This window comes from Streptomyces cinnamoneus, from assembly GCF_014650495.1.
In the GTDB taxonomy this organism is placed as follows: Bacteria; Actinomycetota; Actinomycetes; order Streptomycetales; family Streptomycetaceae; genus Streptomyces; species Streptomyces cinnamoneus.
Window position 1 is genome coordinate 48,158 of record NZ_BMVB01000005.1, and the last position, 14,580, is coordinate 62,737.

Genomic DNA, 14,580 nt, shown 5'->3' on the forward strand with positions numbered 1-14,580 from the left:
CAACGGTCCGAAAGGACAATTGATCGCCGGTTCCCGGGACTTCATCATTGATTTCGCCGCCGCACGACGAGATCATTGGGGAGCCTCCCTATATGGACGCCGTACGCCACACTTCCACGCCGGATTCCCCGGCGGACCACGCACGGGAATTACCGGAAACAACACGCACCGCCCGTTCCGGCACCAGCGGAATCGGCGCACCATTCCGCGAGGACCCCGAGGAGCGCGAGGAATTCCGGGACGAGTTGCCCGACGAGTTCCGCGACGGGTTCCGCGCACCGGCGTCCTCGGCCGCGGACGGTCCGGCCGGCGGGGACCCGGGGACGTTGTCCGGGCTCGTCACCGCGCAGGCGACCGCGACGCCCGGTGCCGTCGCGGTCGTCCACGACGGGAAGAGCCTGAGCTACGCGCAGTTGGAGCAGCGCAGCACCCGGCTCGCGCACGAGCTGCGGGCCCGCGGGGTGGGCAGTCAGACGCCGGTCGCCGTGATGCTGGAGCGCGACCCGGAGCTGGTCGTCGCCCTGCTCGCGGTGCTCAAGGCCGGCGGGGCCTTCGTGCCCGTCGATCCCTCCTACCCGGCGGCGCGCGTCCGGCACATGCTGGACGACTCCGGGGCCGGCGTGGTCCTGGTGCGCGGGGCCCTGCGCGACCGCGTCCCGGGCGGGGACGGGCAGGGGCCCTGGGTGATCGAGGTCGACGGCAGCGAGAGTTCCTTCGCGCACCACCCGCTCACCCCGCCGGCGCCCGCGCCCCGGCCGGAGCACCTGGCGTACGTCGTCTACACCTCGGGGTCGACCGGACTGCCGAAGGGCGTCATGGTCGAGCACCGGGGCATCGTCAGTTATCTGCGCGGCATGCTGCACCACTTCCCGATGGGTCCCGGGGACCGAATGCTGCAGGCGACGTCGCTCTCCTTCGACGTCTCCGTCTACGAGATATTCCTGCCCCTTCTCTCCGGAGGCGCCACCGTACTGCCGCTTTCCGGCAGCCACACCGACGCCCGCCATCTGAGCGAGCTCATCGAGGAACAGCAGGTCACTTCCCTGCACATGGTTCCCTCCCTGCTGCGGGCGTTCGCCGACGGGCTCGACCCGCGGCGGTGTGCCGGACTGCGGCGGATCTTCGTGAGCGGGGAGGCGCTGGACCCGGCCCTCGTGGAGGCCGTGCACCGGCGGCTGCCGTGCGAGCTCGTGAACCTCTACGGGGCGACGGAGGTGTCGGTCGACTCCACCTGGTGGGCGGCCCCGCGCGACCTGGCGGACGGCCCCGTGCTCGTCGGCCGTCCGATGGCGGGCGCCACCTGCCACGTGCTCGACGAGCGGATGCGTCCGGTGCCCGCGGGCGCGGAGGGCGAGGTCTTCCTCGGCGGCGCCAGCGTCACCCGGGGCTACCACGGCCGGGCGGCGCTGACCGCCGAGCGGTTCGTTCCCGACCCGTTCGGCCCGCCCGGCAGCCGGCTGTACCGCACCGGGGACCTGGGCCGGCTGGTGGATGACGGTGACCTGCTGCTACTGGGGCGCATCGACCACCAGGTCAAGCTGCACGGGCGGCGGATCGAACCGGGCGAGATCGAGGCCGCGATGAACGCCTTCGCGGAGGTCGGCAACGCCGCGGTCGTCGTGACGGGAGAGGGCGAACAGGCCGCGCTGACCGGCTTCTTCACCGGCGAGCGGGCCGAGCCCGGGGCACTGCGCGACTTCCTCGCGCGGCGCCTGCCGGCCCCCCTGGTGCCGGCCCGGCTCCAGCGGATCGCCGCGCTGCCGCTGTCCCCCAACGGGAAGATCGACCGGACGGCGCTGGCCGGGCTCGCCGTCCCGCCCCCGCCGGCGGCGGACGAACCGGGCCCCCGGGCGGCCGGGGACCCGGTGCTGCGGACCGTGCTGGAGGCGATGACGGACGTCCTGGGCGGCACCCGGATCGGCCCGGACGACAACTTCTTCGCCCGGGGCGGCAATTCGCTGCACGCGACCCGTCTCGTCGCCAAGCTCCGCTCGGCCTTCGACCCGGGCCTGGGCGTCCGTCTCGTCTTCGAGCACCAGACCCCGGCGCTCCTGGCCGCGGCCCTGCGCGGCCCGGGACCGGAGGACACCGCAAGCGTCTCCTCCGACGTCCCGGAGGGTGAGCTGTCCGCCGCCCAGCACCGCATGTGGCTGCTGGCGCAGATGACGGACTCCCCCGCCGAGTACGCGATCACGCTCGCGCTGCACCTGACGGGCGAGCTGGATGCCGAGGCCATGGCCTGGGCGATGGACGCGGTCGTCGCCCGGCACGACTCGCTGCGCTCGTGCTTTCCCGAACGCGACGGCACACCGGTGCGCGCCGAGGTGCCCGCCGCGGCACTGCGGCTGCGGCCGGCCCCGCCCGAGCCGGACGGGGACGTCGACCGGGTGCTGGAGCGGGTGGCGCGCGAGGAGATCGCCGGCCTGGACCTCGCCGCCGGTCCGCTCTTCCGGCCGGTGCTCGTTCCGCTGACGGCCGGCGGACCCGCCGTGCCCCCGGCCCATCTGCTGGTCGTCGTGCTCCACCACATCGTGGCCGACGGCTGGTCGACCGAGCTGATCCTGAGCGACCTCGCCACCCACTACGGCGCCCGTACCGCGGGGCGGGAGGCGCCGGAGCCGCCCCGCGTCGGCTACGAGCGCTACCTGGAGATCGAGCGCCGCAACGAGCGCGAGGGCGTCACCGACCGCCACCTCGCCCACTTCACCACCGCGTTGCGCGGCGCCCCCGAGGAGGTGACGCTGCCGCTGGACCGCCCCCGGCCCGCGCAGCGCACCGGCCGCGGCGCCACCCTGCGGCTGGACCTGGGGCCTGAGGCCGCCGACGCCGTACGGCGCCTGGCCGCACGCCACCGCACGACGCCGTTCGTGATCCTGCTGGCCGGGCTGAGCGCGCTCCTGCACCGCAGCGGCGGCCATCGCGACACGGTGATCGGCAGCGCCGTCGCCGGCCGGTTCGACGCCGAGGTCGACGACCTCGTGGGGCTGTGCCTGAACTCGGTGGCCCTGCGCTGGCAGGTCGGCCCCGGCACGCCCTTCACCACCGTGGTGGAGCGGGCCGCGGAGAGCCTGCTGGGGGCGATGGAGCACTCCGCGGCCCCGTTCGCCCGCGTGGTGGAGAAGCTGGGCGTCCCGCGGGACGCCCGCCGCACCCCGGTCTTCCAGGTGATCGCCCTGTACGACGACTTCCCGGACATCCCCGCCTTCCCGGGGCTGACCGCGCGGCCCCTGGAGACGGACGACGGCTCCGCGCAGAGCGACGCGCTGTTCACCTTCCGCCCGCCGGGCGAGGAGGGGCTGCCTGTCAGCGTGGAGTTCAGCACCGACGTCTTCGCGGCGGAGTCGGTGCGGCGGTGGACCGGCCAGCTCGCGACCCTGTTGTCGGCTGCGGCCCAGGCGCCCGGGACCGCGGTGGGCGAGCTGCCCCTGCTGCCCGCCGGTCAGCGGCGCGAGGTGCTGCAGCTGGGCACGGGCCCCGCGCGGCCGCTGCCCGCGGACGGGACCGTGACGGGGCTGTTCGCCCGCCAGGCCCGGCTGACCCCGCACCGCACCGCCGTCACCTCAGGGGCGGGCGGCGACAGCCTGAGCTACGCCGAGCTGGACGAGCGTTCCTCGCGGCTGGCCCACGCCCTGCGCAAGCGCGGCGTCGGCGCGAACACCCCGGTGGTGGTGTGTCTGCGGCGCAGCACGGAGGTGCTCACCGCGGTGCTCGGCGTGCTCAAGGCCGGCGGGGGGTACGTGCCGGTCGAGCCCGACAACCCGCCCGGGCGCATCGCCCGGCTGATCGCCGACAGCGGCGCCCGGCTCGTCGTCACCCAGCGCGCCCTCGCGGACTCGCTGGCGGACGCGGCCCCCGCGCTGTTCCTCGTCGACGGCCCCGACGCGTCGCGGGAGCTGCCCACGACCGCGCCCGGGCCGCTCCCACGCCCCTGCGACCTGGCCTACGTCATCTACACCTCGGGCTCCACCGGGCGCCCCAAGGGCGTGATGGTCGAACACCACAGCGTCGTCAACTACCTGGCGCGGCTGCAGGAGGCGTTCGCGCTCACCGGCGAGGACCGGCTGCTGCTGAAGTCGCCGCTGTCCTTCGACGTCTCCGTCCGCGAGGTGTTCTGGGCGCTGTGCACGGGAGCCACGCTCGTGGTGGCCGAGCCCGGGCGGCACGCGGACCCGGACCATCTCGTCGAGGTGATCGAACGGGAGCGGGTGACGGTCGTCCACTTCGTGCCCAGCATGCTGCACGTCCTCCTGGAGACCCTGGAGGGCCCGGGCCGCTGCCCGAGCCTGCGCCAGGTGATGACGAGCGGCGAGACGCTGCCGGTGGAGACCGCGCGCCGCTGCCTGGAGCTGCTCGGCGCCGAGCTGCGCAACATGTACGGCCCCACCGAGACCACGGTGGAGATGACGGACTTCGACTGCCGCGGCCGCACCGGCACCGACCGGCTGCCCATCGGCCGGCCCTTCCCCAACACCCGGGTGTACGTCCTCGACGAGGCGCTCCGGGCGGTGCCGTGGGGCGTCACCGGTGAGCTCTACGTCTCCGGCGACCCGGTCGCCCGCGGCTACCTGGGCCGTCCGGCCCTGACCGCCGAGCGGTTCCTGCCCGACCCGTACGGGCCGCCCGGCGCGCGCATGTACCGCACCGGCGACCTGGGCCGGTTCACGGCGGAGGGGCTGCTGGACTTCCAGGGGCGCAGCGACTTCCAGGTGCAGTTGCGGGGGCACCGCATCGAGCTGGGCGAGATCGAGGGTGTGCTGTGCGAGCAGCCGGGGGTCAGCGCGGCCGTGGCGGTGGTCCGGCGGGCCGAGAGCCCGGAGGCGGCGCACCTGGTCGCCTACGCGGTCACGGACGCGGGCCCGCACGGCGTCGATGCGGGGCTGCGCGAGGCCCTGGCCGGGCGGCTGCCCGGCTACATGGTGCCGGCGTCGGTCGTCACCCTCGCCGCTCTGCCGCTGACGGTCAACGGCAAGCTGGACCGCGCGGCACTGCCCGACCCGGCGTCCGCCGGGCCCGCGCGGGAGACGGAACGCCCGCACGAGGGTGCCGGCGCGGGGCTCGACGGCCGCACCGAGCGGGTGCTGGCCGGCATCTGGCGGGAGCTGCTCGGCGTCGCCGAGGTGGGCCCGGACGACAACTTCTTCGCGCTGGGCGGTCATTCGCTGCTCGTCGCCACGCTGTCCGCACGGGTCCGCAGCGAGCTGGGGGTGCGGGTGCCGCTGACGCTGTTCCTGCGTCACCCGGTGCTGCGGGACCTGGCCGCGGCCCTGCCCGACGGCGTGCCCGCGCAGGGCCCGGCGGGCGGTGACGGCCTGCGGCCCCGGGGCCTGGACCGGGCGCCGTTGTCCGCCGCGCAGCGTCGCGTGTGGGTCGACGAGCAGCTGTGGCCGGGCACCGCCGCCTACACCGTGCCGGAGGCGTTCCGGCTGCGCGGGCCGCTGGACGAGCGTGCCTTCGAAGCCGCGCTGGAGGAGCTGCTGCTGCGGCACGGCGCGCTGCGCACGCGGGTCGTGGGCGGGGAGCATCCCGAGCTGGTGGTGGCCGCGGAGCCGGTGGGCCTGCGCCGGGCCGATGTGCGCGGCGCGGACGAGGCGGGGGTGCGCGAGCTGCTCGGCGCCGCCGCGCGGCGGGTGTTCGACCTGGACGGCCCGTTGGTGGAGACGGTGCTGGCGCGGGTGGCCGACGAGGAGTGGCTGTTCCTGTTCACCGCGCATCACCTGGTCGTGGACGGCTGGTCGTTCGACGTGCTGTGGCGGGACCTCGGCGCCCTCTACCGGCTGCACGCCACCGGCGAGGGCGGGCGGCCGGAGCTGCCCGGGCTCTCCTTCACCGACTACACGTGCTGGGAGAGCGAGCGCGTCGCGGCCGGCGCCTACCGGCCCCATCTCGACTTCTGGCGCCAGGAGCTGGCCGGGCTGCCCGAAGCTCCGGCGGTGGCCGGCGCGGGCGACACGCGGCGGGGCGAGAGCCGGGCCGTGCCGCTGGGCGCGGAGCTGTCGGCTCGGCTGAGGGACGTGGCGGCCGCCCTCGGGGTGAGCCCGTTCGTCCTGACGCTGACCGCGTTCGCGCTGGCCGTCACCGCCGAAGGGCCCGCCGAGCAGCTGATCGGCGTGGAGCTGGCGGGCCGGGACGACCAGCGGGTCGCGGAGCTCGTGGGACTGTTCATCAATCACGTGCCGCTGCGGGTCCGCAGGCACCACGGGGGCACGGCCCGGCAGGCGGTCGCCTCCGTCGGGGCGGCCTGGCGGCGGGTCCTGGACCACGCCCAGGTCTCCTTCGACGCGATCGTCGACGAGCTGGGCGGGCGCCGCTCCCACGGCAAGGCCCTGGCCGCCGACGTCGCCTTCTCCTACTTGGACACGCGGACACCGCTGCATCTGGAGGGCGTCGAGGTGACGCCCGTGGAGCCGGGGTTCAACGGCAGCGCCAAGTTCGGCCTGCTGCTGGAGGTGTTCGACACCCCGCAGGGGCTGGTGGGTGTCTTCGAGCACCAGCCGCAGCGCTTCGACCGCGCACGCACGACCCGCATCCGCAACCGGTGGGAGGCCGTGCTCCTGGGGCTGCTCGCCGATCCGGACCTCCCGCCGGATCTGGGGGACTGAACGGCACCGACGGCACTGACGGGATTCACAGGACTGAGACGAGGGCGAGGAGTTGTCACCCATACCGCCGCCGGTCACCGCGGCCACCACCGATCCCACCAACCCCGTGCTCGACTACGTACGCCGCGCCGTCGCCGACTACCCGGTCGTACCGGTCCGTACGGTGCGCACCGAGATCGCCGGCATCCCCCGCACCATCACCCTCAAGCTGGAGGGACACTCGCCCTGGCGGTCCGTCAAGGGCCGGACGGCGCTGAGCCTCATCCGGTCGGTGGCGGGCGAGCTCACCGTGCCGGGCGCCACCGTCGTCGAGTCGACCTCGGGCAATCTCGGGCTCGCGCTGTCGGCGATCTGCCGGGACCTGGGGCTGCGGTTCATCGCCGTCGTGGACCAGCGGCAGTCGCCGGTGATCCAGAAGACGATCGAGGACAACGGCGGCGAGCTGGACTGGGTCAAGACCCCGGACGACGCCGCCACCCACCTGCAGGACAGGCTCGCGCGGGTGCGGGAGCTGGTGCGGGACCTGCCGCACGCCGTGTGGCCCAACCAGTACGAGAACGAAGCCAACTGGCGCGTCCACGAGTCGTGGACCGCCCCGGAGCTCGACGCGCAGGCCGGCGCGAGCGCGCAGGCGCTGTTCGCGGGGGTGTCCACCGGCGGCACGCTGGCCGGGCTCTCCCGCTACTTCCGGCGCGCCCGGCCGGACCTGCGGATCGTCGCGGTGGACGTGCGGGGCTCGACGGTCTTCGGAGGGGTGCCCCGCCCGCGGGCGCTCACCGGGATCGGCGCCAGCCGGCGGTCGGCGTTCCTGGACGACACCGACTGCGACGCGGTCCTGCTGGTGGAGGAGCGGCGGGCCGTCGCCTGCTGCCACACGCTGCGGGAGGACACCGGGATCGCGGTGGGCGGCTCCAGCGGCGCGGTGCTGGCCGGCGCGCTCGACTACCTCTACCGCCACCCCGAGGTGCGGCACGCGCTGTGCCTCTGCCCCGACCTGGGCGACAACTACGCCCCCACCGTCTACCACCCCGCCTGGCTCGACCGGATCGGCCTGCCCGCCGACGCCGGCCGGCTGCGGCACCGGACGGGCGCCGCCTGCCCCGGCTTCCGGGCCGGGGCCGCCGGACACACCGGGACCACCGGGAGCACCGCCGAGGCGGCGGCCCGCACCGCGCCATCCGAGGAGGACGTACCGCGATGACCGTATCCCCCACGACACACGACGGCAGGGCTCCGTCGCCCGCGGGAGGCGAGCCTCCCGGACGGCACGGCGAGCTGTCGCTGTCCGCCCGGGAGGCGGCCGACGCCCTGGCGCTGGCGGCCGCGTGCGCCCGCGACTACCCCGGCTCCGACGCCGCCGCCTTCCTGGCCGACGCCCCCGTCATCGCCCACGAGCTGCCCAGGCGGATACGGACGTTCCTCGGCCGGGCGCGGCTGGACGAGCGCCCGCACGCGCTGCTGCTGCGCGGCAACGTCGTCGACGACGCGCTGCTGGGGCCCACTCCCGGGCACTGGCGCCACGCCCGTACGCCGGGCTCCCGGCCCTTCGCCTTCCTGCTGGTGCTCTACGCGAGCATGCTCGGCGACGTCTTCGGCTGGGCGACCCAGCAGGACGGGCGGGTGGTCACCGACGTCCTGCCGACCCGGGGCGCGGAGCACAGCCTCGTCAGCTCCAGCAGCCGGCAGGAGCTGGGCTGGCACACCGAGGACGCCTTCTCCCCCTACCGGGCCGACTACGTGGGCCTGTTCTCGCTGCGCAACCCCGACGGCGTGGCCACGACCCTGGCGGGGGCGCCCCTGGACGACCTGGACCAGGAGACGATCGACCTGCTCTTCCAGGACCGCTTCCTCATCCGCCCGGACGACTCGCACCTTCCCGTCAACAACTCCGCGCCGCGCCCGTCCGCCCCGGAGTTCGAGGAGATCGCCCGGGCGGTGCGCGCCCCGGTGCCGGTGCCGATCCTCACCGGCCACCGCGCCGCCCCCCAGCTGCGCGTCGACAGCGACTTCAGCGGCCCGGTCGCCGGCGACGACGAGGCGGCCCGGGCCCTGGAGCGGCTGCGGGAGCGCGTGGACGCCGCGTTGTACGACGTGGTGCTCGGCCCCGGCGACGTGGCGTTCATCGACAACCGCCGGGCGGTGCACGGCAGGCGTTCCTTCCAGCCGCGCTACGACGGCCGCGACCGCTGGCTGAAGCGCATCAACGTCACCTGTGACCTGCGCCGTTCGCGGGTGGTGCGGTCCAGCGCCGAGTCCCGGGTGCTGGGGGCGGCGCAATGAGCGGCCCCCTGAACGTGCCGGCCGCCGCGCTGGAGGACTGGCTGCGCGAGCGGTACTTCCAGGCGGAGACCGACATCAGCAGCAGCGGGGTGCACAACTACACGCTGGGCGACCTGCGCGCGCTCGACCCCGGGCTGCGCGACGGGGAGCTGGACGCGCTGATGTTCCGCGACGGCCCGGCGCTGGGCGCGGAGCGGCTGCGCGCGGCCGTCGCGGCCCGGGTGCACCCGGGGCCGGGCCAGGTGGTGATGACCACGCACGGCTCCAGCGAGGCGCTGTTCCTCGCGCTCAACGCGCTGGTCCGGCCCGGGGACGAGGTGGTGGTGCCGGACCCGGCGTACCACTCGCTGTCGGCCCTGGCCGCCTCGGTGGGCGCGGTGCTGCGGCCCTGGCCGCTGCGGCCGGAGAACGGCTTCGTGCCGGACCTCGCGGACCTGCGGGCGGTGCTCTCCGCCCGCACCCGGCTGGTGGTGGTGAACTTCCCGCACAATCCGACGGGGGCCTGTGTGGACCCGGCGGGCCGTACGGAGCTGCTGGAACTCGTCGAGGCGAGCGGCGCGACGCTGCTGTGGGACGGCGCCCTCACCGACCTGGTCTACGACCACCCGCCGCTGCCGGACCCCTCGCGGGACATCGGCCGGTGCCTGTCGTTCGGCACCCTGTCCAAGGCGTACGGGCTGCCCGGGCTGCGGGTCGGCTGGTGCGTGCTGCCCGCGGAACTGGCCCCCGGGCTGGTGCGCATGCGCGACTACCTCACGCTGAGCCTGTCCCCGCTGACCGAGCTGCTGGCGGCGGTCGCCGTGGAGCACGCGGACACGCTGATCGCCCCCCGCCTGGCCGGGGCCCGGCGGGGCCGCGACCTGCTGCTGGAGTGGGCGCGGAGAACGGACGGGGCGGTGGAGTGCCCGGTGCCGCGGGGCGGGGTCACGGCCTTCCCCCGGTTCCGCGGCGTCACCGACACCACGGAGCTGTGCGAGCGGCTGCTGGCGCGGCACGGCGTACTGGCCGTCCCCGGCAGCTGCTTCGGCCACCCGGACCGGATGCGGATCGGCTTCTCCTGCCCGGAGGGCGATCTGCTGCGGGGACTGGAGGCGATCTCCGAAGAGCTGGCCGGGCCGCCGTCACGGGGTGAGGCCGGGTGAGCTACCGGGCCACCGAGGACACGGCCGCCGGAAAGCCCTCCCGGCTGCGCCAGAACCGGGACTTCCGGCTGTGGTGGGGCGGCACGATGCTCAGCGCCATCGGTGACGAGGTCACCGCCGTGGCCCTGCCGCTGATCGTGCTCATGCTCACCTCCTCCCCCCTCCAGGCGGGCCTCGTGGGCAGCGTGGAGGCGATCCCGCCGCTGCTGCTGAGCCTGCCGATCGGCATGCTCGTGGACCGCGTCTCACGGCGCGTCCTCATGGTCGGGGCGTCCCTGCTGAGCATGGCCTCGATCGTCACGGTGCCCTTCGCGTACCTGGCGGACGGGCTGAGCCTGCCGCAGCTGTACGTCGTGGCGTTCGTCAACAGCCTGGCCTCCACCACCTATCGCATCGCCAACACGGCAGCGCTGCCGGGCATCACCGGACGGCACAAACTGGGCGAGGCGGCGAGCCAGAGCGAGACGATCTGGGGCACCTCGGCGCTCCTCGCCCCGCCCCTGGCGGGCCTGATGTTCGAGTCGATGAGCCCGGCCGCGCCGTTCTTCCTCGACGCGCTGTCGTTCGTGGCCATCACCCTGGCCATCCTGGCGATCCGCTCCCGGCTCGGCCCCGACGGCACGCCGCCGCCGCTGCACTGGCGGCGCGAGCTGACGGCGGGCATGCGCATCACCGCACGGCTGCCGCTGGTGCGCACCCTGACCGTGCTCACCGCCGTCGGCGACTTCCTGTTCGCCGGCATCGGACTGCTGCTGATCGTGCTCGCCAAGGACAGCGGCGCGTCCGGGTTCCAGGTGGGCACCGTCTTCACCGCGGCCGGCGTCGGCAGCCTGCTCGGCGCGGCGCTCGCGCCGCGCGTCGAGTCGCGGCTGGGGCTGCGGACGGCGGTCGTCGGCAAGCACTGGCTGACCGCCGCACTGTTCCCGCTGCTGCTGCTCGGCCTGCCGCCCTGGGGCATCGGCGCGGTGTGGGGCCTGGTGGCCGGGCAGGTCGCGGTGCTGAACGTGATCCAGATGAAGTACCTGATGAGCCAGGTCCGCGACGACCAGCTCGGCAGGGTGGAGGGCTTCATGACCTTCCTCTCGCAGAGCAGCCTGCCGCTCGGCTACGCCCTCACCGGCGCGCTGCTGGACCGATTCGGCTCCCGGCACACCCTCCTGGTGTTCGAGGGCGTCCTGCTCGTCCTCGCCTGCTACGCCCTCGTCGGCCGCGGCCTGCGCGAGGGGGACGCGCCGCCCGCCGGGAGCGGCGCCGCACCGCCGGACGCGTCCGCCGACCGACCACTGCTGACCCGGCCAGGGAGCGACCGATGACGGATCTGGACTTCACCACCTGGGACCTGCGCACCGAAGACGAGCGGAGGTCCTCCCCCGCCGTCCTGGCGGGCCCAGGGCCCTCCTGGGACTGCGAGACGACCCTGGTCCGCCTGGTCCTCGACCAAGCGGAGCGGACACCGGACGCCGTCGCGGTGCGCGTCGGCGGCCAGGAGCTGTCCTACCGCGAACTGGCCCGCGGCGCGGCCCGCGTGGCCGCCTGGGCCGCCGCGCTGCCCGCCGGCGACGAACTGCGCGTCGGCGTGGTCGCCCACCGCACCCTGCCGGTCTACCCGGCCCTGCTCGGGGTGCTCGCCGCGGGCGGCGCGTACGTACCGCTCGACCCGTCCGCCCCGGCGCCGCGGCTGCGGGAGATCGCCCGGCGGGCCGGTCTCGCGGCGGTGGTGACCGATGCGGAGGGCTGGGCCGGGCTCGGGCTGTCCGGGGTGCCGGTGCTGCTCACCGACCGTGCCCTGCCCTTCCAGCGCGCCGGGCTCGCCACCGGCGCCCTCGCGGAATTCGGCGCGCTGCCGGAGGCCGGGCCGGAGCCGCTGGGGCCTCCGCGGCCGGACGACGTGGCGTACGCCGTCTTCACCTCGGGCTCCACGGGCGCCCCCAAGGGCGTCCTCGTCGAGCACCGCGGCGCGGTGAACCTGGCGCGCTGGGTGGAGCACACGACGGGCATCGGCCCGGACAGCAAGGTCACGCAGAACGCCTCCTTGCACTTCGACGCCTCGGTCCAGCAGATCTTCTCCGCCTGGGCGGCCGGTGCGACGCTGCTGCCCGTGCCCGACGCGGTGCGGGTGGACGGCGCGCTGCTGTACGACTGGCTGGCCGGGCAGGGCGTCACGCACTGGGACTCCGTACCCTCCCTGTGGGCACCGGTCGTGGAGCACTGCGCCCGGCGCATCGCGGAGGGCGAGCGGGTCCTGCCCCGGCTGCAGGCCGTGCTGCTGGCCGGCGAGGTGCTGCCCGCCACCCGGGTCAACCAGTGGCGGCCCTGGCAGCAGGGGCACCGGCTGTTCAACGTCTACGGGCCCACCGAGGTGACCGTCGACGCCACCAGCCACGAGGTGACCGGCCCGGTGACGGGCGGGTCGCCGCCCATCGGCCGCCCGCTGCCCGGTCTGCGCGCGCTGGTGCTCGACGCCGACGGCCACCCCTGCCCCGTCGAGGCCGACGGGGAGCTCTTCCTCGGCGGGATCGGCCTCGCCCGCGGCTACCTCGGCGATCCCGCCCTGACCGGGGAACGGTTCGTCACCCGCCCCGACGGGCGCTGGTACCGCACCGGCGACCTGGTGCGGCGCACCGCCGGCGGCGAGCTGGTGTTCACCGGCCGCCGCGACGACCAGGTCAAGGTGCACGGGGTACGCATGGAACTCCCGGCCGTGGAGCGGGCGCTGCGCGCCGATCCGCGGGTCGCCGATGCCGTCGCGGTGGTGCTCGACGACGGCCGGGGGCGCCACAAACTGGCCGCCGCCGTGGTCGCCCGGGAGCCGGTCACCGGCGCCGGCCTGCGGGCGGCCCTCGCCCGGGAGCTGCCCGCCGCCATGGTCCCGTCCCGGCTGCTCCTGGTGGACACCCTGCCCCGCACCGCCAACGGCAAGGCGGACCGCCGGGCGTGCACCGAAATGGTGCACGACTTCGCGGACACGGCGGACGACGACGCGGCGACGGCCGGACAGCCGGTGACCGCCACGTGCCGACGGCTGGTGACACTGTGGCGCCAGGTGCTCGGCCGCGACGGCCTCGGCCCCGACGACGACTTCTTCCGCAGCGGCGGCGACTCCATCGCCACGATCAGGCTGCGCCAGGCGTGCGCCACGGCGGGCCTGTCCCTCCAGCCGATGGACGTCTTCGCCCACCCGACCCCGCGCAGGCTGGCCCACCACCTGGACCGCGCCGGGACCGCCCGGCCCGCCCCCGCGACACCGGTGGGCACCGCGGACGCCGACGGCCTCCCCGCCGCCGACGGCCCGCTCCCGCTGCTGCCCGCACAGCGCCGGCTGGCGGTGGCAACACTGCTGGCCGAGCGCACCCCACAGCTCGGCCTCGTACAGGAAACCCACGAGTACGCCGAGGAGTTCGACGCCGGGGCGCTGCGCGGCGCGCTGGACCTGCTGGCCGAGCGCCACGAGGTGCTGCGGACCGCCGTGGAGCTCACCGCGGACGGCTTCCGCGGGCGGACGGCCGAGCATGTGAGCGTTCCGCTGGAGGTGCACCGGCCGGCTGCCGGGGACGTGGCGGAGCGCCGGGCGGTGGTGAGGGCGCACGCCGACGCGGCACTGCGCGAGGGCTTCGATGTGTCCGTCCCTCCCCTGCTGCGGGTCGCCGCGTTCGACCTGGGGCCGGACGGCTTCGTGCTGACGTGGACGCTGCACCACGTGATCTCCGACGGCTGGTCCTGGGAGCTGCTGCAGCAGGAGTTCGAAACGCTGTACGCGCAGCTGCGCTCGGGGCGGTTCCGGCCGCTGCCGGCGCCGCCGCTGCCCTGGCGGGAGCTGGCCCGGCGCTTCGCGCGGCCGGCCCCGCCCGGGCCGCCGGAGGAATGGCTGGCCGCCCTGCGTGCGGTGGAGCCTCTGGCCCTGCCGCGCGGCCGCCGCGAGCCCGGTGACCGCGCCCACGTGGAGTGGGCCGTGGCGCCCGGCACGGACGCGGCCCTGCGCACGGCCGTGACGGCGGCCGGCTGCGCGCCGAGCGCCGGGTACCTCCTGGCCTACGCGGAGGCACTGGGCACGGTGTTCCGGCAGAACGCGTTCCCCGTCGGCGTGGTGTCCTCGGGGCGCAACCTCGAACTGCCGGGCATCGAAGGGGCGGTGGCCTGCCTGGCCCGGACGCTGCCCGTCCCCGTCGACCTCTCCGGCGGCCCGCGCGAGCGTCTGGCGCGGCTGCACGCGGGCCTGGCGGCCGTGCTGGCGCAGGACGCCGCCGACCCCGACCGCGTGACCGCCGGACTGCCGGCGGCGGTGCGGGACCCCGCCGCGGGCTTCGTCTTCCAGAACTACCCGGACGCCCCGGCCGGAGACGCGCCGCTGCGGCGCGTGGCGGAGGGGACGTGGTGGCGGGAGACCGGTTCGGAGCCGCTCGCGCTCGTGTGCCACGAGGGCACCGCGCCGACGGGGTCCGGCTTCCACTGCCGCTTGGAGTACGACCCCGGTGAGGTCGACGGCGCCACCGCCGGCCTGCTCGCCCGGGAGGTCCGGCGCGCGCTGGACCGGCTTGCCGCCCAGGACCTGTCGTGACCCC

Annotated in this window: 6 protein-coding genes; all 6 read left to right on the top strand. The window is 75.5% G+C overall.

Translation table 11 applies throughout. The features are described 5' to 3' along the window. The first annotated feature begins 92 nt into the window (after positions 1-92). The 6 genes from IE182_RS09170 to IE182_RS09195 are packed head-to-tail and all read left to right on the top strand — an operon-like array spanning position 93 to position 14,576. Positions 93-6,599, top strand: a complete 6,507-nt coding sequence (locus IE182_RS09170; RefSeq protein ID WP_190109199.1) for a non-ribosomal peptide synthetase — start codon at positions 93-95, stop codon at positions 6,597-6,599. 52 nt (positions 6,600-6,651) lie between these two features. Further along, positions 6,652-7,800, top strand: a complete 1,149-nt coding sequence (locus IE182_RS09175) for a cysteine synthase family protein (protein WP_190109200.1) — start codon at positions 6,652-6,654, stop codon at positions 7,798-7,800. After that, complete coding sequence (gene vioC, locus IE182_RS09180) at positions 7,797-8,879, top strand: arginine beta-hydroxylase, Fe(II)/alpha-ketoglutarate-dependent (RefSeq protein ID WP_190109201.1); 1,083 nt, start codon at positions 7,797-7,799, stop codon at positions 8,877-8,879. The genes IE182_RS09175 and vioC overlap by 4 nt, the downstream gene beginning before the upstream one ends. Further along, positions 8,876-10,021, top strand: a complete 1,146-nt coding sequence (gene vioD / locus IE182_RS09185) for a capreomycidine synthase (protein ID WP_190109202.1) — start codon at positions 8,876-8,878, stop codon at positions 10,019-10,021. The genes vioC and vioD overlap by 4 nt, the downstream gene beginning before the upstream one ends. Beyond that, positions 10,018-11,334 (top strand): MFS transporter, encoded by a 1,317-nt coding sequence (locus IE182_RS09190; RefSeq protein ID WP_190109203.1) that lies wholly within the window; start codon positions 10,018-10,020, stop codon positions 11,332-11,334. Before vioD ends, IE182_RS09190 begins: the two co-directional genes overlap by 4 nt. Next, on the top strand, positions 11,331-14,576 hold the full coding sequence (locus IE182_RS09195) for a non-ribosomal peptide synthetase (protein ID WP_190109204.1): 3,246 nt from the start codon (positions 11,331-11,333) through the stop codon (positions 14,574-14,576). The genes IE182_RS09190 and IE182_RS09195 overlap by 4 nt, the downstream gene beginning before the upstream one ends. Positions 14,577-14,580: the final 4 nt, after the last annotated feature.